At 38.4% G+C, this 24135-nt stretch carries 23 protein-coding genes; 4 read left to right on the top strand and 19 right to left on the bottom strand.

The window, feature by feature from the left end; all coding sequences use genetic code 11:
* The 13 genes from FJOH_RS22720 to FJOH_RS22675 form a co-directional block, all read right to left on the bottom strand.
* Window positions 1-1245 carry a restriction endonuclease subunit S gene (locus FJOH_RS22720; protein ID WP_012026367.1) on the bottom strand — a complete coding sequence of 415 codons (1245 nt, stop codon included), beginning with the start codon at window positions 1243-1245 and terminating at the stop codon, window positions 1-3.
* Window positions 1242-2789, bottom strand: a complete 1548-nt coding sequence (locus FJOH_RS22715) for a type I restriction-modification system subunit M (RefSeq protein WP_012026366.1) — start codon at window positions 2787-2789, stop codon at window positions 1242-1244. The genes FJOH_RS22720 and FJOH_RS22715 overlap by 4 nt, the downstream gene beginning before the upstream one ends.
* A gap of 26 nt (window positions 2790-2815) precedes the next feature.
* A complete protein-coding gene (locus FJOH_RS27290) occupies window positions 2816-3166 on the bottom strand; it encodes a nucleotidyl transferase AbiEii/AbiGii toxin family protein (RefSeq protein WP_235023056.1) in 351 nt (116 codons plus the stop codon).
* A gap of 239 nt (window positions 3167-3405) precedes the next feature.
* On the bottom strand, window positions 3406-3642 hold the full coding sequence (locus FJOH_RS27285; RefSeq protein WP_012026364.1) for a nucleotidyl transferase AbiEii/AbiGii toxin family protein: 237 nt from the start codon (window positions 3640-3642) through the stop codon (window positions 3406-3408).
* Window positions 3639-4460, bottom strand: coding sequence for a type IV toxin-antitoxin system AbiEi family antitoxin domain-containing protein (locus FJOH_RS22705; RefSeq protein ID WP_044048032.1), 822 nt, complete (start codon window positions 4458-4460; stop codon window positions 3639-3641). Before FJOH_RS22705 ends, FJOH_RS27285 begins: the two co-directional genes overlap by 4 nt.
* 818 nt (window positions 4461-5278) lie before the next feature.
* The gene (locus tag FJOH_RS22700; protein ID WP_012026362.1) at window positions 5279-5626 is read right to left on the bottom strand and encodes a DUF3024 domain-containing protein; all 348 of its coding nucleotides are present in this window, start codon (window positions 5624-5626) and stop codon (window positions 5279-5281) included.
* 12 nt (window positions 5627-5638) lie between these two features.
* Complete coding sequence (locus tag FJOH_RS27085; protein WP_159436643.1) at window positions 5639-5788, bottom strand: hypothetical protein; 150 nt, start codon at window positions 5786-5788, stop codon at window positions 5639-5641.
* Window positions 5789-5803: 15 nt separating this feature from the next.
* Window positions 5804-5962, bottom strand: coding sequence for a DUF6965 family protein (locus FJOH_RS27435; protein WP_012026361.1), 159 nt, complete (start codon window positions 5960-5962; stop codon window positions 5804-5806).
* Between the two features lie 58 nt (window positions 5963-6020).
* Window positions 6021-6491 carry a JAB domain-containing protein gene (locus FJOH_RS22695; RefSeq protein ID WP_012026360.1) on the bottom strand — a complete coding sequence of 157 codons (471 nt, stop codon included), beginning with the start codon at window positions 6489-6491 and terminating at the stop codon, window positions 6021-6023.
* Between the two features lie 270 nt (window positions 6492-6761).
* Complete coding sequence (locus FJOH_RS22690; RefSeq protein ID WP_012026359.1) at window positions 6762-8078, bottom strand: PcfJ domain-containing protein; 1317 nt, start codon at window positions 8076-8078, stop codon at window positions 6762-6764.
* Window positions 8075-8455 carry a Cas9 inhibitor AcrIIA9 family protein gene (locus FJOH_RS22685; RefSeq protein ID WP_012026358.1) on the bottom strand — a complete coding sequence of 127 codons (381 nt, stop codon included), beginning with the start codon at window positions 8453-8455 and terminating at the stop codon, window positions 8075-8077. Before FJOH_RS22685 ends, FJOH_RS22690 begins: the two co-directional genes overlap by 4 nt.
* 26 nt (window positions 8456-8481) lie before the next feature.
* Window positions 8482-8841, bottom strand: a complete 360-nt coding sequence (locus tag FJOH_RS22680; RefSeq protein WP_012026357.1) for a DUF7222 domain-containing protein — start codon at window positions 8839-8841, stop codon at window positions 8482-8484.
* 38 nt (window positions 8842-8879) lie between these two features.
* A complete protein-coding gene (locus FJOH_RS22675; RefSeq protein ID WP_044048030.1) occupies window positions 8880-9269 on the bottom strand; it encodes a single-stranded DNA-binding protein in 390 nt (129 codons plus the stop codon).
* 377 nt (window positions 9270-9646) lie between these two features.
* Here FJOH_RS22675 and FJOH_RS22670 point away from each other — a divergent pair, with 377 nt between their 5' ends.
* A complete protein-coding gene (locus tag FJOH_RS22670; protein WP_073099513.1) occupies window positions 9647-10018 on the top strand; it encodes a DUF1810 domain-containing protein in 372 nt (123 codons plus the stop codon).
* A 50-nt stretch (window positions 10019-10068) separates the two neighbouring features.
* Here FJOH_RS22670 and mobC read toward each other — a convergent pair whose 3' ends face one another.
* From mobC to FJOH_RS22655, 3 genes are read right to left on the bottom strand one after another with little or no spacing between them, the layout of a single operon-like run.
* Complete coding sequence (gene mobC, locus FJOH_RS22665; protein ID WP_012026354.1) at window positions 10069-12057, bottom strand: conjugal transfer protein MobC; 1989 nt, start codon at window positions 12055-12057, stop codon at window positions 10069-10071.
* 18 nt (window positions 12058-12075) lie between these two features.
* Window positions 12076-13326: a relaxase/mobilization nuclease domain-containing protein gene (locus tag FJOH_RS22660; RefSeq protein WP_012026353.1), complete on the bottom strand. Its 1251-nt coding sequence runs from the start codon at window positions 13324-13326 to the stop codon at window positions 12076-12078.
* Entirely contained in the window at window positions 13311-13703 is a 393-nt protein-coding gene (locus tag FJOH_RS22655; RefSeq protein ID WP_012026352.1) for a plasmid mobilization protein, read from the bottom strand. The genes FJOH_RS22660 and FJOH_RS22655 overlap by 16 nt, the downstream gene beginning before the upstream one ends.
* Window positions 13704-14104: 401 nt before the next feature.
* Between FJOH_RS22655 and FJOH_RS22650 the strand changes: the two genes are divergently transcribed.
* From FJOH_RS22650 to FJOH_RS22640, 3 genes are all read left to right on the top strand, one after another.
* Entirely contained in the window at window positions 14105-14395 is a 291-nt protein-coding gene (locus FJOH_RS22650; RefSeq protein ID WP_012026351.1) for a hypothetical protein, read from the top strand.
* Between the two features lie 219 nt (window positions 14396-14614).
* The gene (locus tag FJOH_RS22645; RefSeq protein WP_012026350.1) at window positions 14615-16093 is read left to right on the top strand and encodes a MauE/DoxX family redox-associated membrane protein; all 1479 of its coding nucleotides are present in this window, start codon (window positions 14615-14617) and stop codon (window positions 16091-16093) included.
* A 98-nt stretch (window positions 16094-16191) separates the two neighbouring features.
* A complete protein-coding gene (locus FJOH_RS22640) occupies window positions 16192-16461 on the top strand; it encodes a DUF6520 family protein (protein WP_012026349.1) in 270 nt (89 codons plus the stop codon).
* Window positions 16462-16534: 73 nt separating this feature from the next.
* On the opposite strand, the gene FJOH_RS22635 is transcribed toward FJOH_RS22640, so the two are convergent.
* The 3 genes from FJOH_RS22635 to FJOH_RS22625 form a co-directional block, all read right to left on the bottom strand.
* Window positions 16535-19045 (bottom strand): alpha/beta hydrolase family protein, encoded by a 2511-nt coding sequence (locus tag FJOH_RS22635; protein ID WP_159436644.1) that lies wholly within the window; start codon window positions 19043-19045, stop codon window positions 16535-16537.
* 106 nt (window positions 19046-19151) lie between these two features.
* Window positions 19152-20567 carry a RagB/SusD family nutrient uptake outer membrane protein gene (locus FJOH_RS22630; RefSeq protein ID WP_012026347.1) on the bottom strand — a complete coding sequence of 472 codons (1416 nt, stop codon included), beginning with the start codon at window positions 20565-20567 and terminating at the stop codon, window positions 19152-19154.
* 17 nt (window positions 20568-20584) lie between these two features.
* The gene (locus FJOH_RS22625) at window positions 20585-23614 is read right to left on the bottom strand and encodes a SusC/RagA family TonB-linked outer membrane protein (protein WP_012026346.1); all 3030 of its coding nucleotides are present in this window, start codon (window positions 23612-23614) and stop codon (window positions 20585-20587) included.
* Window positions 23615-24135: the final 521 nt, after the last annotated feature.

The following is a 24135-nucleotide window of genomic DNA, read 5'->3' as shown; positions in this document are numbered from 1 at the left end:
TTATTCTAGATTGTTCTTAGGAAATGTTAGTAACAAGTCTCTATAATACTCGTATTGTTTTTTTCTTAATTCTATTTCTTTTGGCAGACCTTCACTTATAGAATTAGTTAAAACATCAAATTTGTCTAGAATAGAAACTACACGTTCTTGTTCTTCTTTTGAAGGAACTGGAATTATTGCTTTACCTAAACCATTTGCATTGATAGCAGAAATTTTACCGGAAGAAATGTGTTTTTTAATTTGATCATGGAATTGTTTTGTGCGTGTAAAATAAGCCACAAACTTTGGGTTTAATGTTGTTTTATATGAAAAACATGCATCATGAACAACTACACCTTCGTCACCTAACCAAGCCGTTCCCATTCCGATATCTTCGATAGTTTCACCTGCTGCTACTATGACAACATCACCTTTATTGGCAACCCGTAGATTTTTATTTTTAACTAGTTCTTCACTCAAAAAGGATTTTGTTTTATCTGCCCAAGTTCCGTAATGTGTATACATTTCGCCATAATGAATAACAGGAACTCCTTCAGAAATCAAATCAGTTTTTACAAAGCGTTTACCCCTTTGAAACACTCCAATACTTTCATCATCCATTGGTAAATGTTGTACTTTGTTTTTATCAAAGGTGTACAATTTCTCTCTATAATAACTATATTGCATTTTACGAGCTGTAAGCTCCGCTGTAAGCTCCGCTGTAAGCTCCGCTGTAAGCTCCGTAAATGAATCAAGAATTGCAACTATTTTTTGTTGTATTTCTAAAGATGGAATAGCGATAGTATATTCTTTTAACTTATTTGTTCCAATAATACTTAAGCCTCCATTTTTATTGGCATTCTCAATACACCATTTTCCAAAATCAAAAAAACAATAAAAAAGATACTTGATGCTGACCTTATCTATGAATGATGTTTTTAATGAAAAGTTTGTTATTTGTTGATTTGTTAAGTAAGGCACCAAGACTAATGCATGTTCACCTATTGTTGCGGTTGTAGACATTAATAAAGAGTTTTCAGGAATGAGTTGTCCTTTAACTGCTGAATCTGAAACATGCTGTATAGAATCCGAAAGTACTCTACCATTTTTACGAATATCTTCCATACGAAACCAAGGATTTGTTCCGTTAGTCCAATATTCTTGACTTGATTTAGAAGGCGTATAACCATTTTTAATATAAAAAATATCATCTACAGTTTTCCATTCAACTTCCACACCGTTTAATAATTTTTCTAAATAACTCATGCTTCAATTTCGTTTATAATTGTATCAATATCAGCACGGAGTTTATCTATTTTGATTACTGTTTTAGTAACTTCTTTGTTCAATTCAACTATGTTAGTTTTTACTCGATTGTCTTTCGGTTCTACATAAGAACTTACTGATAGGTTATAATCGTTTTCAGCAATTTTAGTATTGTCGATTGATTTTGCAACATGTTCTACATCGACCTTACTATCAAATAACTCCATTATTTTATCAATATGTGTATCGGTCATCATATTGTTGTTGGTAACCTTCTTGAAGAAATCTTCACCACTTGCATCAATAAATTGTGTAGTAGTATCAGTCTTATGTTTTGAAAGTACCAGAATTGTAACCGCTATAGAAGTTCCATAAAACAAATTAGGCGCTACAGAGATGATAGTTTCTACAAAATTATTATCCACTAAATACTTTCTAATTTTTTGTTCCGCACCACCACGGTAAAAAATACCAGGAAAACAAACTATAGCTGCCCTTCCTTTACTGGAAAGATAACTTAGTGCATGCAGAACAAATGCAAAATCTGCTTTTGATTTAGGAGCTAGTACGCCAGCAGGTGCAAAACGGTCATCATTTATCAGTGTTGGGTCATCATCTCCAATCCATTTTATCGAATAAGGAGGATTGGATACAATAGCATCAAAAGGTTTGTCATCAATATAGTGAGGATGATGAAGTGTATCACCTAAAGCTATATTAAACTTGTCGTAGTTGACGTTGTGTAAAAACATGTTCATACGAGCCAAGTTATAAGTAGTATGATTTATTTCTTGTCCAAAGAAACCTTCTTCAATGATATGGTCATCGAAGTGTTTTTTGGCTTGCAGCAGTAAAGATCCAGAACCTGCTGCAGGATCATAAATTTTATTCACTTTTTCTTGTTTGTGCATAGCTAATTGTGCAATTAGCTTTGACACGTGCACAGGTGTAAAAAACTCACCACCCGATTTACCCGCATTAGCTGCATAATTTGAAATCAGAATTTCATAGGCATCCCCAAAAAGGTCAATTTTATTGTCTTCAAAATTACCAAAATTTAGTTCTTCAACTCCTTTTAAAACCGATGCTAAACGGCTGTTTTTATTTTCAACTGTATTCCCTAATCGTGAACTTGTAGTGTCAAAATCAGCAAATAAACCTTTTATAGCTTCTTCCGATGGATACCCATTTGCAGAACTTTCAATTGCTGTAAAAATGTTTTTTAAATCGGTGTTCAGGTTTGGATTGGTATTAGCCGTTTTGGCAATATTTACATAAAGTTGACTAGGATAGATAAAATATCCTTTTGTTTTAATTGCATCATCTTTTATTTCTGGTGTAATTACATCATCCGATAAGCTAGCGTAATCAATGCTATCATCACCAGCCTCTATATAATTCGTAAAGTTCTCACTAATGTAGCGATAGAAAAGTGTTCCTAATACAAATTGTTTGAAATCCCATCCATCTACAGCCCCACGAACCTCGTTGGCTATTTTCCAAATTTTGGCTAGTAATTCTGCTCTTTGTGCGGTGCTTGTCATTATTTTTCTTTTGTTTATTTCGTTGGTTAAACCATAAAGTTTTTAATCTTTCTACTCACTTCTCTTTCCACTTGCTCAAAATCGGGTAAATCTTTTATTTGATCACTCATCGATTTTTGCCATCGTGCTTTGTATTGGGGTAATTTTTGTTCTAGTTTTTTATGAAAATCATCCGGATTTTGTTGTTTGCTTATGCATTTATTTCGGAATTCATTCGTAAAATATTCAACCTCCATTCCTTCAACTTCTACTAAATACCAAATATCATAGTAATCTCTTGGTTGCATACGTTGCATCGTACAACGTAATTTTTCTACTAATAATTCTTCTAAAGTATAACATAGTAAAGTGTATTCTTCTAAATCTGAGTATTCTATAATTGCCTCTTTTGTATTGGCTCAAACTCTAATTTTTCACTTCTTGAGATATCTATTTTCACTTTTTTGTTGTTTCCAAAACCACCCAATGGGCCAACATAACCTATGTAGAAGTTTAGACCCTCTTCTTTCTCCTCTTTTAGTTTGTTTTCATCGTCTTCATAATCGTCAATCTTTTTTAGTGATATGTTTGCTTCCTCCTTGATTAGATCAAATATTTCGTTGAACCATTCGTAAATTTATTCGTTTGAAATTTCGTTATTTAGTAATGTAAAATCTAAATCTTCTGAGAAACGATAATCTTCAAAATAGACTTTCTTTAATACTGTTCCTCCTTTGAATACTACTGTTTTTGAAAGTTGTTCGTGATTTGCTACCCCCCAAAGTATCCAAGATAAAATGTAATCTTTCTCGATTTGTTGGTAACGAACTCCAACTTGGTTTGCTTTCTTTTGTATTTCGCCCGGTTTGATCATGTGTAAATGGCTGACTTAATTGTTTCTGTTTCTAAATTTTGTTGAATACTCCAACGACTTATCATTTTACCCGATTTTGGCAATTCCGTATCAAGCTGTACGTAAGAGGCTGTTTTCATAATCAACAGCTCTGGAACAATTTCATTGTCAATTTCAAGCATTTCCAAGAGAAATCCCAGTCGTTTTAAAACTGCTTGGGATTTAAATTTTTCGGTATAATCTAAGAGTTTTTTAAAGTTAATTTTGTCTCTCGTTTCGTGTATTGCTCTAGCAATTTCGACGATTCCTCCCGCATAGTCCGGCTTGAACAAACAATCCACTATAGTTTTTTCTAAATCAGAACACAGCACTTTATTAAAATCATCAATCCAAATTTTCTTTTCACCGAAGAAATGGTTTTCATTGTGATAGATAAATTGAAATGTGATGTCTTTGATTTTAATTTCCGATGGCCTCATTTGTTTTGAAACAACAATCTGCTCTTTAAGGGAAGGTTGAGTAATGAGGTTGTGGATTTGCAGGGCAGAGTAGTAGCCAATGTAATACTTCGCATCTTTCACGAGGTATTGTGCGATTAAGTGCCAGTCAGGCATAAAAGTTTCCGGGTTTTCTTCATAGGGTATTATACAATAAATACCCTCTTTTAGCCTCATTAACAACCCTCTTTTGGTCATGTCGCTAAGCAATTCCCTTACCGCGCTTTCTTTTGATTCAGGCAAAGCTTTTAATGCTGCTTTAGAATCAAAACACAGCATATCCTTACTATTGAAATAGGAAAGGATCTCATTAGATTGTGTAGAAATATATTTATGCCTCATAGTCAACATGTCAGGTTTAACCTGACTACAATGATACAAAATATAACAACATCAACAATCATTTATTTTGCACAATTTACATATCATAGTTATCTAGTCAGGTTTAACCTGACTAGGTAAATACGAAACATAATTTTTAATAATGTATTTATCACTTGTCTTTTGTTTCGCTATCAAATGCTATTGGATATACTAACGAAAATCGGAGACAAAGTTAAGGGTGTGATTTAAATCTGTGATTTTTCACCTTGAAATATAAAGATTTGAAAATTTTACGGAGGAGGAAGAGGTTCCGCATTGATTTGTTAGGAGCTTTAGCAAATACTTGACTTCAGATGTTATGTTAGAGCAGGCAGAGGAAAAAAAGTGTACCTCGACATGTTAACAAATTTCTTTAAGCAAATGTCAAATACTCTTGGAACTTAGAAGCAAAAAAACGCCAAAAGATAATTTCTTTATGACATTGTTATTTTCGGTTGGATTATTTGCAGGAGGAATGTTTTTGATTACCAGGTTGATAGCTATTTATTTATTTATTTATTTATGTGGATAATTAACAGATTATAAAACTACTGCATCATTGCAATTCAATCTTAAAAGCGGAATCTGGGCGTGTCCTGTTTTTTTACTATTTTCCCATGCTCAGAATTTTTCTCATAAGTTTAATGTACTTGTCTAGCCGTAGAATATTTTCTCAAAAAGTGTTTAAAATAAATGATTTTATAATTAATGTAGAAAGTTCATTAGAAATGGCAAGAAGTGCAAAATACACTGCTGTCAATACTAACGAAGACAGGCTGTTTAATAAAAGTTCTTGTTTAACCCCTAAAACAATTATATTTATCTTCTTCAATAATTTTCACAAACTCTTTTAGGTTATTTACTTTTTCATTTGGTTTGTAAGTATGCCATTTCATATCAGACTTAAACCAATATACTTTCCATTTGTTCTCGGTTTTCACAAACGTTGCTTTTGCTACATTATACTCCATTTTTTCGCTTGGATTGTCCCAAACGGGACGAATTTCAAAAATAATAATGCTTTGACTTTCTATTTTATAATTGATGTCAACTTGGTTTCTAACTTCCTCTGGTGGACGAGAATTTATTAAGTAGCCTTCCATTACTTCAATAATTTCAATTTCGTTTTCAAATTCTAACGCCATTATTTTTCGTTTTTAAGCTTCTACTTTGAAAAGTATCATGCTATTTTTTATTTTAGGTTTATTTTCAGCTTTTGTGGCGTACCGATCAGCTAGCACATAACGTTTGCGGGTTTGCGAAGTGCCTTCTTTTTCCCACTCATGAATTAAAGCTAAAATAGCCAAATTTTTTAATTTGGACTATTTTATGCGATCGACAGGACCGTTAAAATTTCTAATGGTGGTATAACAGCTGTTGAGGAAAACCTGAGTGTCGGTAATCTTCGCCCACTGGGTCCACACAACTTCCTTCGGCGGCGGATTGTTCTCAAAATATCGTTTTATTTCTTCATGATTCATAGGGCAAAATTACTTAAAAAACCAGAACAGCACAAGGGCATGAAAGATGAAAACGCCTTTAAAGGGCGCCTTCATCTGCAAAAGAGTAATAGGTTTCGGGAGTTACAATCAGGTGGTCAAGCAACGGAATATCCAGCAGTTTTCCTGCTTCTCGGATTTTTCGGGTCATATTTCTGTCGGCCTCGGAAGGTGATGTTTTTCCTGAGGGATGGTTGTGGGTGATGATGATCCCGACGGCGGCAGCTTTCAGGGCTGCCGCGAAAAGCATGCGCATATCAACCAGAGTTCCCGAGATGCCTCCTGAGGAAACCTCGTAGATTCCCAGTACCCTGTTGGACTGGCTGAGCAGCAGCACTTTGAACTGCTCAAAGAATTCTATTTTTCCGGGATCCCAGCTGTCGAGCAGTATTCGGTAAGCATCTCTGGAAGAAGTGATACACGGTCTTTCAGTACTTTTTACTTTGGTTTTATAGATCAGTTCTATTTCTGATACTTTCTGCCAGTCTGTGTTTTGATGTTGATTTTTCATAGCTGCTGTAGTTTTAAGATTAATTACAGCACCGCTACCGGGCAGGGACGAGCGAACGCAGAAAGCAACGCAATAAAGCAGGAGCGCAGCCCTGCATTTATGGGGGAATTTTTTGCGGAAAACCGAAGGACGTGCCCGAACTTTGTGGTGAAATTGACTTAACATTTCACAATAGCCCCTAAGCCGGGACTGCTCCGTGTACCTTAAAGTGTCTGCGCGCGCAAAAAAAATACCGCAGTGTAAAATCTGCGGTATCAATAGTAAAATGGGTTAAGCGGGAGCAGTCTGCTTTTTGCGCTTTTTCAACCGCCCGGCAATCTCAGGGAGGTTTTTATTTATAATCCTAAGAATCCTGCTGTGATATTTAGTGGCTTTATTGCGAAGTCCCCTGCACTGGATAATTTCCATTCTCGAAAGGGACACTTCAATGGTTTCCACGGGTCTGTTTTCAATCTGCGCCGAAAGGATTAAGGAATCTTTCTTTTTATAATACTCGTTGGTAAATACGCAGTGATGGAGCGTGTCGCCTTCATGGAGAAAATCCTGCACACAGTTAAGGACTTTTACGGTAAGGTCATTATCGGTAAAAGAAAGTCCGAAGAATTGTTTTTTATCATTTTCATAAATCGGCTCAGCTTTCTGTATTTCTGCACGCATCTGCGCAAGATGTTTCTTGCGCTGAATGTCCCTTTTTTTGGCAACAAGCCTGTCATGCGCCTGGTCTAGATTTTCGGGGCAGACAAGCGCAGGGGAGCTGAGGTCTTTTTTAAACCATCGGAGCAGGGCAATATAATCCTCCCAAATTTTGGTGTCCTGAATCTGATAACGGTGTTTTAGGCAGGTTTTTACTGCCTGCCAGTTTTCGCGCAGATGCTGTTCATGGGAATTCAGGTAATGTTTCAGCAGAGAAGTCTGAGAACTTTTTAAAAGGGTTTCTGCAACGGGGTCTTTTAAAAGAGCAGTAAAGAGTATCTGCGGTGCAATGCCGTGTACGGAAGTTTTAAAACCGTTTCTTTTCAAAAGCGGAATCACTTTCATATGCGGATAAACCTTGTAGGGATTGATGCGGTATTTTGGCGAGTTCTGAAAATCCTTTGGACGGATTTCCAAAGGGGAATAGTACTGCCATGCATCATAGGCATTGGAAAAAACATTGGTGCTTCTTGAGATGGTGCGTACTTCCCCTTTTGGATTTATCCAATGCTGCATGACTTCGGTATGGGAATAGGCAGGAAGAACATTTTTTTTCATGTTCTTGTGCGAGCAGATGATGCGCACCACCTGATACCCAGAGCAGGTATCGGTGAGGGCAAAGTATTCGATTTCTTTGAAATGCACCTGATTGTGCTGATGCATTTTAAGTTTCCCCTGACAGGCGGTACAGTTAATATAATTTTTGCAGGACTGGCTTTGGCTGTCGGGTTTCCACGAATGGGTGCATTCCAGACAATAGAACTTTCCCCTTGAGAGCACCGCCCATTTCAGGAAAATATTTTTTTCCGCCCACTGGTGCATCTGCGCTGTGATTGGGGCTAGAGTGGTGCTTAAGGCGCTGATTTCTTTTTCTATAACTGTTTTGGGTATCATAAGTCAAAGAGTGTTAAGGTTTTCTGTACAGGCTTCACGGGTTGCACTATTTCTGTTTTTTGAACTGTGCTTTGAGATACTGCGGTGGCAGTTGAGAATAAATCAGGTTTGGCAGGGGGGCTTACTGCAACTCTGCATTGAACAGGGGCAGGCGTTCCAATCGTGTCGTCTGTATAGTACTTCACAGCCATGTCAAAGATTTCCTGATTGTCAAAGGCGCATTCCCCTGTTTTTTTGACCTCGCCGAAAATGTAATGGAAACAACTTTCAAGGTTTTTGCTCTCTTTTTTATAGTCCGCTGAAAACAGGGCATCATTCTGCGCTTTTTCGCTCAGGTAGCTTTCTATGGCGGTTTTAAATTTATCTGATGCTTTCATAAGGGAAGATTTAAGATTGAAAAGCGTTATTCAAAACTGTTTCTGTAAATGTCAAAACAGTATTCTTCAAAGCAGAGCCAGCATACAAAGGTGTAATGGGGCAGACGGTGGCGGTTTTTGACAGATTCCCCAAGGGAATCTTCAATTTCATATCGGATATTTTCCAAATCATCCAAATGCTGTATATAGAATTTCCTGCAGTCCGAGTTATAGACAAACTCTGAAATCATCCCGCAGATGCATCCGTTTTTCTGCAGGTCTTCCAAGAAAGATTTTAACTGCTCTTTTTTTGTCCCGTCATAGGAATCCATATTGGAGAGGACTATTTTTTTGAACTGGGCGGATACGGGATATTCTATGTAAACTGATTTTTCAAAGGCTTTCATGGCGTATAAATTTTGATGTGAAACGGTATATATTCCAATTAGAAAGGCAGGTCGTCAGGGGTGTCTTGATCCGTATTTTTCTTTTGAACTGCGGGAAGAGAAGAACTGTTTTCTGTTTTTGGGAACACCAGTATTTTAATATTACTGGTGTGAAAGGTCAGCGAACCGAGCGCTTTGCCCTCGGCATTATTGTAGACATTCAGACCTATACGCCCGAAGAGTTCAACCACAGTGCCTTTTTTAAGCCACTGCGCCATTTTGGAACCCATCCAATAGGAGCAGTCGATGTAGGTTACAATCTTTTTAAGCTCCTCAGCCCCTTTTGGTCTGTAGCTGTCGTTTATGGCAATGGAGAAATTTACCACCTCCCTGTCATTTGAAACTTTTGCCGTTACGGCATCTTTTGTAATTCGTCCGGAGATTTCCATGATGCAACATTTTAAGTGAGTATTTTTTCTGTCTTTTCTCAAGCCCCGCATAAAATTTTTCAAAGAAAAAACGGGAAAAAAGAAAGCACAAAATCAAGCGCCCGATAAAGGATCCGGAGTGCTATAAGTCCCGAAGGGCGGCAAGGCCGTTATGCGCATGCAGGAGCCTGCGGGTGCTATTTTCGCGGCTCTTTTAATCCGTTTTTATTGAAAATTTCCTTATCAATCTTTACAGCAGGCTGAACTATTTTAGACGCCTGTTTTGGGATCGGCATTACAATATTTTGTAATTTCAGGTGAGAAAAAAGTAATGCAATGGAAAAGCAATATGATCTGGACCGTTTTTAGAGGCACAAAGGGAAACGTATGAGAACGCACTGCGCGAGATCAGGCAGGGCAGCAAACAGACCCACTGGATGTGGTTTATTTTCCCCCAGCTAAGAGGACTGGGATTCACGGATTATAACATCTTTTACGGCATTGAAAACCTAAAAGAAGCCTCACTGTATCTAAATCACCCCATACTGGGAAAACGTCTGGTGGAAATTACCCAGGCAATGCTTGAGATAGAGAATAAAACTGCACTGGAAATTCTGGGAAGGCCAGATGAAAGAAAACTGAAATCCTGCATGACACTGTTCGGACTACTGCCTGAAACGCCTGAATGTTTCAGGCAGGTGCTTGAGAAATATTACAATGGAGAGCAGGACGAAAAGACACTGCAGCTTATAAAAGAATCCGGCAGCTAAAAAAACATTTCTTTTTTCTCTGTCTCAAGAAAACATCGAAGGATTAAAAGTTATTTTTCTTTTTTGAGAACCAGTGATGAAAGCTGCGGGCTTTTGATTATCCGTTCCATTTCACTGTGGATTATTTCCTGAATCTCAATTTTTATCTGAAGATAATTTTTCTGGATGATAACATTATCAATTGTCCGTATGATTGGAATTTCTTTGTAATTATCTGTTTCTTTTTTAATTTTTTCGTGGTCGTTGATGATCTCGCAGTGAAAAGTTTTAAGCTCAATTCTGCAGTCCGGGTTATCGGCTGTCATGCCTACAAATTCTCCCGAACTCAGCGAAGAAATCTTCGAAGGCGGCACTGCGGATTCCAGCTGTCGGGAACGGCTGATGGAGGTGTCGCTGCTGTTTATTGATAAGCTTTCGCGGTCCTGCATTATTTTTCCGAAACGCTCTGAGAGCTGTTTGGCCGTATCTCCGCTGACCTGTCCGCAGACAATATTTCCGACTATATTAATGATCACATCAGCCTGCTCGCGGCCGTAGTCCTTGCGAAGCTGGCTGAAGTCCTGAATTCCAAGACAGGTGCTCACTTTGTTGCTTCTTGCCGTTGCAATCAGACTGTCAATATTATTGAGATAGATGGTGGGGAACTCGTCAAAAATGAGACTGCTTTTAAGCTTTCCCTTCTGGTTTACCTGTTTGATAAGACGGCTGACAAAAAGGGAAAGGACTGCCCCGTATGTCTGTATTTTCTGCGGATTGTTCCCCATTGAAACAATTTTTGGATCAGATGGATTATTAATGTCAAGGGTAAAATCACTGCCCGAGAGCACGTAGTAAAGCTGAGGAGAGGAGAGTTTCGCCAGCGAGATTTTAGCCGACGCAATCTGACCCTCCAGCTGGTCGACTGCCTCATTCAGGAATGCGCTGACAAAGGGATTGATAAGCACTTCGATCTCTTTTTCTGTTCTCAGAATCGTGAAAAGGCTTTCATAGTCGGTCTGGATCATTTCAATGACATGTGGCAGGGTGCAGAACTCGCCATCGTTGTATTTACGAAGGTACCAGATGACGGCCGTCAGGAAATTTATAGGGGATTCCACAAAGAAATCGCCCTGTTTTTTAATCCACTCCCGGTTGAGTCCCATAAGGATTGTGCGGGCAGATTCAGCAGCATCGGTAATGTCTGTCATTGCCGCAGGATCAAGAGGATTACAACGGTGGGTTCTGGAGAGGTCGTCAAAATTTATGATGTAAAATTTGGGCTCCACGGCATAAAGATGACGGAATTTCAGCCAGGCATTATAGGCGATAACGGTGAGGTCGTCAAACTTGAAATCATAGATGAACATGGAAAAGCCCTTGGCAATATGCTGGGTGATTATATGGCGGATCACAAAGTATGATTTTCCCGAACCCGGCGTGCCTGGAACCAGAATGCCTCGAAAGGGATTTATAATGTTAATCCAGCTGCTGCGCACTTTGTCTTTGAGGTGATAACGGGCGGGAAGGTTAACTGAATATTCGTTTTCAATAAGCCTTTCCTCCTGAGGGAAAGTTTCGTTTTCCTTATTGAATATATCTGCTGAACCCAGCTTTCTGCGGATAATGCGGGAGAGCAGGGTGCCCCCGGAAAGTGTCATCAGATAGCCCAAAGAACACAGTGAGATATATAGTACGGAGCAGACCTCAGGATCCAAAAAGATTAGAATAGCCGGATAGGATCCAAAGTAAAGCAGGAGACCCAATGAGATATAATTAAAAGCAGTTCTAAAATGAAGCTTTTCATCTTTTCTTCCTCTGGCACCCATAAGGGAAATAACCAAGAGTCCAAGTGCAAAAAGTTTAGATTTATGGAAGCTGTCCAGAAGCCCCGTACGATAAATATTTTCCAGTATCCTGCAGGCAAAATCCGGAGCAAGATTCCAATGCATGAAGGAATCGAAGCAGTAATAATAAAAATGGATGAGCAGCACTGCGATGCCCATCAGTCTAGTCATATCTAAAATTTTTCTAAGCGCCTGTTCATTTTCTCCCGTCTGCATGCTGTTGATTTTTATGTGTTAATTATTATCGGACTGTCCTTTTCTCTTTCTTTTTTTCCGCTTGTTTTTAAGCTCTCTTGGAACGTAATCTGAAGGCGTTCCGGCGTAAAGCACATCATCAATTATCCGCTGAACTTCCCCTGCGGAAATCAAAGAGCCGTGCTTCTGAGCGGTACCATCAGGAACTGTATATTGCTTCTCAGAATGGGGCGAATGGCTCAGACGCTGCAGGAGCCCTTTGGCTGCATATTCCGAGCCGAGACTGCTTCCGTTGAAAACGCATTTGGTGTTATGATCTATGTAGGTCATACCGTATATTAGTCCCTGTTCATTTTTTCTGACAACTGCCGTAATGCCTTGGTTCGCCAGCCGCGTTTCAAGCTGCGAGAGCGTAATGTTTGGGTATTTTAACAGCAGTAGATCAACCGCATTTCGTGTTCTTTTCATGTTTATCATGCGAGAAGTTTTGGAGGCGGCAAAATTAATTTCAAGCTGGGAAAGGGTAGGCTTGGAATAAAAACTACTGGCCTTTATAGGAACCCCGACAGTCTTTTTGTTCCCATCCAGAATCTGATAGATAAGGCCTTTATTCTGAAACATTTTTGAATTTTCCTTTCCCCTTTCTGCCTTGACGTTATACAGGTTCAATATTGCGTTCAGCTCACCGAGGGTTGTGTATTTGTAGTGCGGAATAACTGCACTCAATACACTGCCGATGGCTCTCTTGGAATCTATTGCCCCATATTTTATTTTTTCCGCATCAATGGCATTAATAAGCGCTGGACTCTGTTTTTTTCTCGAATCTGCCCGAACCAGATTAAAAGAAATCTCCAATTCTTTGCGGGCCGTTTCAGACTGGTTTCTTCCAATATTGTGCATGTTAATCCTGGATCCGTCTGCCCGCACATTTATGGATGCGATATGAAGGTGCGGATGTCCCGCATCGTGGTGCTGGTAGACGAGATAAGGCTGTGCGGCGAATCCAATTTTCTCCATATAACAACAGGCAATCTGCATGAGTTTCTCTTTTGATAAGTCCTTGTCTGAACGATCAAAATTCAGCGAGATGTGCACTGCGCTGCGCTTGACATTTTCATTGAGCTGGAGCTGTTTTAGAAATACACTGAGCTTAAAAGATTCTGACATTTTTTCAATATCGATGGGATAATTTCCCTCGCCGATGCACACAGCTGCGCCCTGGGAAACTTTATTCTCATTATACATTAGGACGCCTCTTATCGAGTGTCCTGTGTTTATGACTGCAACCATTTTTGGGCGAGATTTTCAATGTGTTTTTTTATTTCTTCAACCAGCGAAAAATATCTGTTCCTGTCGGAATCAAAAGCCAGAATCCAAATTCTGAAATCGGCAATTTCAAAAAGGGTATGGAGTTTTTTAACGCTCTGATTGAAATTATTTCCCATGAAATTCAGCTGTGTTCTGAGCTGGATAAGCTCCTGCAGCAGCTTATCCAGCGACTCGTTTCTATATCTCATTACAATGGGTTTTCTCAGCAGATTTCTGCGCACGAAATCACTTCGTTTGCGGCAGGCTGACGCTTTGAAATTCTTATCAATAAAATCAAATTCTTCTTTTGTCAGCCGGATGTGCAGCCATCTGTTTCTGCTGCTGTTTTTGTCTTCCATGATCTTTTCTTTTTTATTGTTGCAATTTCATTCAATCTTAAAGTTTCACTGCCAGCGAGTTCCGAGCAGAGGGGCAGCAAGATTTTTGGTTGTGATACAACCAGACATCTTGCTGACTGCAGAAAACCGCAGTCCGAGAGCTTCAACAAAGTCTCTTTCAGCTTTATTTTAAGTTTATCCGCGAGTCTTGCAGTTCATTAATCATAAACCAGCTGCTGTTAGTCTGCACCGTTTAATCGCGATAAAAAACAGCTTTGAAATTCAGTATTGGGCTTATGATAAAGCTAAATTAGAAAAGCAGGGCAAGCCCTGCAATCCTCCCCAAATTTTGAGTAGGGTGAATAGGGAAGATCCTTTATAATTTTACAATGAACTAAGTATTAATTTTAAAACGTTGAATTATGATTACAGAAAATGATGCGGCCAGAGTTTTTGATACGGTGCTGAGTATCCCTGGCATGAATGAACCGGTTAGGATGGATCTTAAAATCTCACGAAAAAATGTGCTTTTATTAAGCCATCTGATTCAGGACGGACTAAAGATCAGGGAAGGTTCTTCTGTTCTTCTGGGAAGCATAAACGAGAAGGGCAGGGAAGAGCTGGAGGGAATCTCACAAGAGTGCCTTCAGAAAGCAGGACTGATTGAACTTCATGAAAAACTCGCCGGAATCAGTGCATCAATAAAAGGCTGATTCCAAGTGTACTAATTATTATTTAATGCCTGCACAATTCTTACAAAGTGCAGGCATTTTTTTTGAAAATAGCTTAAAACTATAAAATTGACTGATTTTCAAAGATTTCTGCTTGATTTTTAAAGGGTTTATGAGAAAATTCGTATCTACATTTGCACTAGATATAAGTTTAGAAATATCATTCTAATAATAGAAGCAGAGCGTAAAAAATTTGAGGAGATGAATTCTAAGAATAACATAAAAAAATATATAATAGAGACAGTCTGTGTTTTGCATATACTGCTATTTGTATACGCTTCAGTAAGTAAACTTCTGGATTTTGAAAATTTTAAAACGCAACTAGGACAATCACCTATTTTAAGTCTGTATGCTGAGTATGTTTCAGTTTTAGTAATTGGAATTGAACTTTTAACTGCTGTACTTTTATGTATCCCCAGATTTAAATTTATAGGTTTGTGGATTTCGGCAGCACTGATGATTATGTTCACTACGTATATTTATATAATTTTAAACTTCAGTCCGTTTATTCCCTGTTCGTGCGGCGGAATTTTAGAAAAACTGAGCTGGCATGAACATCTGCTTTTTAATCTCTTGTTTACAGGATTGGCCTCATTGGCAATTCTGCTCAGATCAACTTCAAAACAAACAATAAGATATCTTTTACTTTTAACCATTTTTACGATATCCAGTGTAACTGTCCTTTTCTTGTTTACTGATGACATAATGAAAAAGGAAAACCCTTTTATACGCCGGCTTCCTAATGCATCAGCTGCAAAAACTAAAGAACTTGATGTAAGAAATAATTCCTATTATATAGCTGGAATATATAATAAAAAGATTTATTTAGGAAACCGTTTAGCTCCTCTTCAGGTATTGGAAGTGGATGAAAATCTAAAGACAAAAAAGAAACACACTATAAAACTCAGCCGTGAAAATTTCCCGTTTAAAGCATTAGAAGTGAGAGTAAAAGAGAATAGTTTTTATGTCAGTGACGGAACTGTTCCAGTTATATACAAAGGTCTGATTTCTGACTGGAAGGCTGCTGTTATCATTGAGGGTAAATTTTATTTTTCCCAGATTGTTTTCATGAACGACAAGAAGATAGCTTTTCGAGCTCAGCAGCCGTCAACAGGAGAGAATATGCTTGGAATTACAGACGAGAAAAGCAGTTTTATAAACTTCGAATACCAGGCGCTTCAAAAGCAGCACGACGGTATTTTTGATACAGACGGAACAATCCAGTACAGTGGAGCCTTGAATAAATTGGTTTATACGTACTACTATCGAAACCAGTACTTAGTGATGGATACAGATTTAAATGTATTATCTAGAGCAAATACAATCGATACTACAAAGAATGCCAAATTAAAAGTGGTAAAATTAGAGCAGTCTGGCGACATAAAACTTGCAGCTCCGCCATATATGGTAAACAGGAATACTTCGGTCTGTAATAATCTACTTTTTGTAAACTCAATGCTAAGAGGAAGATATGAGGGGGATGATGTATGGAAACATGCCTCGGTTATAGATGTATATGATATGAACCAAAAGACTTATTTATTAAGTTTTTATGTATATGACGAAAACAATTTAAGGATGAAAAGCTTTTATGCTTCGGAATCTTCTGTATATATCATCTCTGGACATTATCTGCTGAAATATCAGTATGGAAAAAACATGAAGTCAAAGTTTAAATGATAGATACATTTTAAAAGAATACTAGCGCTGGTAGCAGGAGTAAGATCGAAAACCTGAAGAAAAGAGTAGATCATTTTTTTAATTTAATTTTTATTATTATGAAAGCAACTATTTTAAAAGCATTTGCACTGCCTCTGGCTGCATTTGCGCTTGCTAGTGCGGGGGCTGTAGGCACCAACACATCAAAACAAAGTAAGGCTGATTTAATTGTCGATGCTTACATTCACAATCCGCTGAATGAAGAATGTGAGCAGGTCGATGTAAACTGTGAATTGGGAACTGGGCCTGCCTGTCAGAGCGGCAGCTTTACCGCATATGGTAAAGAAAGTGAGGATTCCTGTACTATGACACTTCACCGTGTTGAATAAAAGGCTGGATCTAAGCGAAGGTAATGCAGTTTCATTTTAAGAAACTGCATTATTTTGTTCTAAAAATCGCATGTTATTCAGAAGTGCCCTTTTCGATCCAATGGATACTTTTGTTTTTTAAAAAGTAATCAAACCACTGCATCATTCTGCGGGTAAGGTCAATCTGGCTTTCAGTGTTCTCCAGAGAATGATCCTGTTTTGGGTAGCTGAGAAGAATTGTTTTCTTTCCCAGTCTTCTAAGGGCCAGATAATAGGCTGTGCTCTGGCTCCAAGGCACAACTCTGTCCTCTTTTCCTGTCCACAATAAAAGCGGGGTTTTTACATTGTCAGCATAAATAATAGGAGAATTTCTAAGATATGATTCTTTATTCTCATAGAGTGATTTTCCCATCCTCCACTGCTGGCTTTCAAAACGCCACATGTCTGATTTGAAAACAGCATTTCTGCTGATATTAAAATAGAATCCAATATTATCGCTGATTCCAGCACCCGAGATAGCTGCAGCAAAAATATCGCTCTGTGAGACTATAAAACAGGTCTCATAGCCTCCGAAAGAATGCCCGTACAATCCGATTTTGAGAGGGTCAATTGAAGTCTTTTTAATGGTTTCATTTACTGCCGCTTTTACACAGTCAAGTGCGCTAAAACCGGTATTTCCTATCTGGTAGTTAATATCTGGAAGAAGTACAAAATAGTTCTTTAAAGTATAATTAGTTATATTAAAACCTTCCATATTGAGCAGTGATGGATTGACATACTTATGGAGTTCCTTAGACATGCTGTCATAAATGTGAACAATCATCGGGTATTTTTTTTCTGGGTCAAAATCAGCAGGATAAAAAAGTGCAGCTTTTAATTTTTCACCATTACCTGCCGAATAAAAAAGGAGTTCTGACCTACCATAAAAATATTCTTTCTGCTGCTGGTTAGATTTAAACAAAACAGATGGCTTAGTACTATTTTTTTTAATGAATTCAATTTGAGGCGCAGAATTAAAACTCTGGGTTATATAGACGTAAAAGTTGCCTGCACTTTTATAAATATGGCTGTAATCCTTCTGTCCGTATACTAATAGCTTTTTATCAGATTTTATATTAAATGTAAAATAACCTGCGGACCAATCATCAGTATTTACTGCTTTTAAGATTAAGTTGCCGCTCAGATTTAAAATTTCAGGTTTCTCAAGACTGTATTCTGATTTATCAATTCTGAAAATCATATTTTTCTCTTTTCCTCTTGTGAGTCTTTTAACTGATGAACCATCAGTATCGGCAAGCCAGATATCATTTCTGTCATATAAAATGACTTTTCGTCCACAGCTGCTCCATCCAGCGCAGTTATAGACACGAAATTGATGTGGGGCTGACTCTTCTGAACTGTTGTCCCATTTGGCTGTAATTTTTCCTGTTATGTTTAGGTGGGTCTTGTACTCAGGATTATAAATCCACCAGTTATTTTCGCGGTAATATAATATTTTATTACTCATTGGATCAAATATCATCCTGTATGTATCAATAGTGAACTTTTTCAAGAACAATTCCCTTGAGTTGTTTTTGATATTTTGAATATAAAAATCCGCTTCCGGTTGGTATATTTCCTGCCTTCCGTAGGCATTTTTATTATAGGAAATAATATAATCTTCTTTACCAGTCAGTCTGGTTTCAGTCTGATCAGTGCTAGAGATTTCTAAGAATCTGTTCGATTTAGGTTCCCAAGCGGATAGCAGGAGTTTTATCCCGCCGGCTTCCATTCGAATTCTGTCAGGATAAATAGCTTTATCATTCCCATTCCAGATTTCAACCACCCCGATGCCAGCTTGAGAATCATTTCCAATGGTTTTATTTTCTCTAAAAAACACAATGCCGGCGTCGCTGGAAATAGATAAAGGAAGTCGGGAATATATAACAGGAGATGTCCTTCCGTCGTTAAATGATGAAAAAGAAGTAAAAAGTTTTCTTTCCCTTATGTTATAATAATTAATGACATCCCTTTCTGAACTTTTACCAGTTTTAGATAAAAAGGCGACAGCAAGACCATTTTTATGCCATGTCAGGTTATAAAATTTTGCCTGTTTATCTTCGGTGATGTTTTCTCTTGAATAGGAATTAAAGTTTATTATACCAATTTCGTTTAGTCCTTTTTTTTCAAAAGAAAACAAGAGTGCAGTGCTATTAAAATTAAGCTTATATTCGAGTACTCCGCTTATGGTATCAATTATCTTATAACGTCTGTCCCATATCGTAAGAAGGCTTTTGATTCCATGGTTTCGGTTCAAGGTTAGAATGTATTTTCCTCCATCAATCAATTCATACCGACTGACATTTTCAATGGTCTTCACAGTTTCAGATTTAAGGTCTTTTATTCTCAGTTTTGAATCATCGGATAGAAAGGCAAAAATATCTTCTTTTCCAAAGCGGGGATCTCGGCATTTTGGAAAAGCATAAGATTTTGCTGTTTCGGTACGGATAAGAAAGAGTGTGTCTAAATGGTTTTCATAGCTCATATGACTTGAGATCCATTCTCCTTCTGAAGAAACGGCCTTTAATTCCAGTGTTCCCCATTTTGAGAAATCCTGTTCTTCCATATGCTTCTTTTGCCGCTCCTGTCCCATTAGGGGACAGAAAGGCAGCAAAATCACCAAATTCAAAATTAAAATTCTAAAAATATTTCTCACAATTGATTCTATAAGTTTAATATCCAGGGTTCTGAGGCTTTAAGTTTGGATTTGAATTGAGCTCAACTTCCGGCAGGGGCAAAAGCTTATCATCAGTATTCCATCCGGGTTTTACGACTGACAGTGTCTGGTCAAGTCTTTCGGTTCGCTTAAGATCAAAAAAACGCTGTCCGAATTCGGTGAAGAGCTCAAAGCGGCGCTGGCTTTGAACATCTGCAATAATTTCTTGGGCTGTTAAAGCAGGTGTATCTGAAAGCCCTGCAGTGTTTCTGATAACGTTGAGGTCTTCTTTGGCTCCTATTATATCTCCCTGATAAGCCCTTGCTTCGGCACGGATCAGATACTGCTCAGCAAGACGAAAGATCACAGAGTATTCCAAGGAAGCTGAGGTGCTTAAATCCTGTTTGTATTTTGAAGCGTAGTACCAGTTGGAGATGCCATTTGTAATTTTGGCCGTCCACTGCGCTTTCCTTTTATCTCCCGGTTCGAAAGCATCTACAAAATCTGACCGTAAGGCGACCAGTGGTGGAGGTCCCGATCTAAATATATACAGGCTGCCTTCACTGGTATTTGCTCCAGAAGCCGACGGCATAAATTGCAAGATAGTTGTAGTGGATCCTTTCAGAAAAATCCTGTCCAGATTAATTTCTTGTTTATAAAGAGAATTGTTTATTACCGCTGAAGCTGCGTCAGAAGCTTCAGGGTAGAGTTTCATGTACAGATAGACTCTTGCCATTAGGGCTTTTACAGTACTTCGGTTTGGACGGATTCTTTCAGCTGCTGGATAAGTCTCTGATATCATATCAGAAGCCATTTCTAAGTCGTTTATGCAGTTTTCATAAATCCTGTATACAGGCATTTTGATGGCTCTGCTGTTTAATTTATAATCAGTAGATGTTATGTAGGGCAGATCTCCAAAAAGATTGGCCATGGTAAAATGAAGCAACCCTCTAATAAACAGTGCTTCTCCCATGATCTGTTTTTTAGCAACTGAAGGCACCGTTTCAGATTTATTCAGTCCATCAATGAGAGCATTAGCGGTATATATCTGGTTGAAGCTTTGGTTCCAAAGCGCATTAACCTGATAATCTGTGGCAAAAAGGCTGTTATTATAAAAATTGCTCACGGCTGTCTGCTGATAATAATCGAGTTCATCGGTATACAGTCCAAGATAGCAGGATATTCCGGTTGAACTGCCGTTAAGCATTCCTGTGCTTCTAAGTTTTGCATACAGGCCTGCAAGTGCAGCTCCAGCTGAAGATGCATCCGCAAAAACGGCTTCGGACGTAAGCTGGGAGTCAGGAAGATCTACCTCGACAAAACCGTCACATGAGGCTGTTGAAGCGGATAATAACAGAATAAAAAAGAACCTGATGCTGAAAATACCTCTCATATTTGAGAAAATAATGTTTAAATTTTCTATATTTTTCATTGCGTTTATTTTGAAGATTAAAATGTCAGTTCGATTCCGGCTGTGAGAACTTTTAATGGAGGCAGGTATGCGGTATATTTAAATTCTGGATCTCCACCTTTATAAGAGGTAAAAGTCAGTAGATTTTGACCTAGTAATGAGATTCTACATCCGACTCCTTTACTGTTATGTAAAGGAAGCCTGTAGCTAAGTGCAATGTTTTTAAGGCGGATGTATGAACCGTCAACGATGTTGGCATTACTATCCGTGTAATTGTAAAATGCATTTACGGCATTTCCGTTCTGGCCTGATGTATTAATCTGGTATTGTGCAACATCACCCTGTTGCAGCCAAGCATCTGTCATTGCTGAGGGCTGATTTATCGGGCTTCCTCCGGGAACATTGGACGTATAGCTGTAATTAAGCTGTTTTACAAATTGGAATAAAAAGTCGAGCTTCCAGTTTTTGTACTCAAACTGATTATCCAGTCCACCAAAATATTTTGGAGAGAGATCCATTATCGTTTTTTTATCTCCAAGTGATGTAATTATACCATCCTTGTTTACGTCTTCAATCTTGTACAGTCCAGTTACAGGGTCTATGCCGACATAGTTGTAAACCTTTACAATGCTTGTAGACTGTCCGATTACGTATCGGTTTGCATAGGTTGACCCTTCAAGTCCTGGAAAAGCAGTTAGTTTATTTTTTGCCACTGATATATTAAAGCTCGATTTCCATTTGAGCTCGTTTCTGTTCAGATTTACTGTCCGAAGTGTAAATTCGACTCCTGAATTTTCAACCTCCGCCGCAAGATTAGCACTTATTGAAGTAAAACCCGTTGTAGCAGGAAGCGGTATGCCTACAAGCTGGTTGGATGATCTGTTCCTGTACCACGCAGCCGTAAGGAATATGCAGTCTTTATAAAATCCTGCCTCGACTGCTATCTCCAATTTTTTATTGACCTCCCAGCTAAAATCGGGATTAAACAAGCGGGTAGGATCCATTGCAATAATGCCGTTATAGGACTGGCTTGAAGACACATAAGTGTCTAAGTATTGATAATCTCCGATCTGATCGCTTCCTGTTGTTCCGTAACTGGCTCGTAATTTCCCAAAACTCAAAAATGTGCTGTTTTGTAAAAATTTCTCTTTTGAAAACAGCCATGCCGCACCCGCAGCTCCGAAAGTAGCAAATTGTCTTCCCGGTCCGAATCTGCTAGAACCGTCTCTTCTGGCTGTAAGATTTAAGATGTATTTCTGATTCCAGTTATAATTAGCCCTTGCAAAAAATGCCTGATAGCGATACTGTATTTCATCGCTTAGAAATATTGTCTTGGTTGTGGCTGAAAGAAAATCCCTGATGAGGCTGTTGCTGGAGAATCCTCTTCCAAATTGATAAAGCCTAGATGTTTTCTGCTCTTGTGCGGTTCCTCCTATGAGAATATCCAATGTACTTTCTTCAAAATCATGCTTCCATCTGAGCTGTGGTTCAATAATCCATGACTGTCTCTGGGTCAAATTGGAATACATTGACGACCTGCTGCTGTTGTAATTTAAAGCAGGATTGAACATGGTGGAAGGAAGGAGACGCATTTCTGCATTATTTAAATCTGTAAAACCGAGATTGATTTTAATTTCCCACTGAGGTTTCACCTGATAACTGATGACGCTATTCATATTAAGGTCATTGGTTTTTACTTCGGCAGTGCTTCTAAGGGATGCGAGAGGATTCTGCCAGGTACTGTTTTCAAAATTGAGGCTTCCGTCGGAGTTGTACAAAGAGGGTGCATTGGGAGCCAGATTTCGTGCCGTACGGGTCATATCTGTTGCCGCCTGAAGACTACTTTGAAATGTGTATCCAGTGGAGAAAGTAAGTTTAAATTTCTTGTCTTCACTGGCATGATTCAAGTTAAAATTGAACGCTCCTTTGTCATATCCAAAATCAGCCGGCAGCACAGTTGTCTCAGTTCTGTATGTTCCACTTAACAAATACTGCGTGTTTTGGGAACCTCCGGTTAGTGTGGTCTGCAGATTGGTTATTACAGAAGTTCCTCCGGTAAGTTCTTTCTGCCAGTTGGTGTACTTCTTTTGATCCCAAGTTCCGTTAATGTCATATGCTGAAGCTGGATAAGAAGTTATTCCGTCATTTGCAAAACCCTGCCTTCTCATCTCAAGGTATTGCTGCGTATTCATGAGATCCATGAATCTTGTTGCCCTTCCAAATCCTGAAGAGGCGGCAATTATCACTTTGGTTTTGCCCGCGGTTCCTTTTTTGGTGGTAATCAGCACTACGCCGTTAGCCCCTCGAGAACCGTAAATGGCCGTTGCATCAGCATCTTTTAATACTTCTATGCTTTCGATATCATTTGGATTAATACTAGCCAGCGGGCTAGTGGGGGTTGGGACACCGGTTGTTGTATTGCTGTAGCCTATATTTTCCGATGAATATGGAACTCCATTTATAATATAAAGTGGATTGTTTCCTTCAGTCCGAAGACTGTTAAGTCCTCTGATCTGAATCTGAAATCCTGCTCCCGGGGTACCGGAATCCTGTGTAATATTTACCCCTGCCATCCGTCCCTGCATCGTGGCAAGCACATTTGATACGGGCTGTTTTTCAATATCGGTTGCACCTATTCTTGAAATGCTTCCAGTGCGTTCACTCTCTTTTACAGAATAGTAGCCTGCGTTTACTCGCACTTCCTGAAGCGTGGTGGTATCATAGAGCAGTTTGACGTCTACTTTAGTTCTGCCGTTCAGAGGAACAAGAGCAGTTTTAAATCCTATAAAAGAAACAATCAGCGTATCCTGAGGAGAAGCTTTCAATGAATACTGTCCATTATAATCCGTAATACAGGATAGATTTCGATTGCTTTTGACAGTGACCGTTACACCGGGAAGAGGAGAAATACCGTCAGAGATAATCCCCTGTATGAGATGCTGCTGATAAAACAGTGATTTACAATTGATTGAATCTCTGGAATAAATGGAGGAAAAACTAAATAGAAAGCCTGCAAAAATAAGGCAATAAAGAGCCAGCCCTCCCTTGATAAATGAAAAATTATTCATAATATTGGGATTGGTTAGTTAAATGGTATTTGATTAGCTATGGTCCTCTAATCAACCGCCAAGAAGAGTTAGAGGACCTTTTTATTTTATATTGAAGTGAAATTGAACTTTCAATTTTGTCTTCAAGTAGTTTATTCCATAAGCATTTAAGGTTAAAGGTTGATCATAGGCAAGCCAAACCGCCGTTTTCTTGTTGCAGTCTAGTATGGAGTGTTTGTTTTCCATCTAATTAAAATTAACCCATCAGAATTTATCTTATAGTTAGCTAATCTCATGAAACGGTTTCCTTGTAAAAATTTTAGAAAACATTTTAAACTTTCAGTTGTGAAATAGAAATAAAGGATATACTTTTAAAGCGCGAGCTTAAAGATTTTTTATCTTATCATTCTAAGTGTAAACAAGAGAGTGGTTAGAGGGCTAATTTTGGGTATTTATAGTTTTATGTAGGAAAGGTATTGTTAATATGGCTTAAAAAAATTGTTCTCGTACGAGAACAAACTAATGATATACATCCCACTATT

Source organism: Flavobacterium johnsoniae UW101, assembly GCF_000016645.1.
GTDB lineage: Bacteria > Bacteroidota > Bacteroidia > Flavobacteriales > Flavobacteriaceae > Flavobacterium > Flavobacterium johnsoniae.
This window is presented reverse-complemented; position numbering and strand designations above follow the sequence as displayed.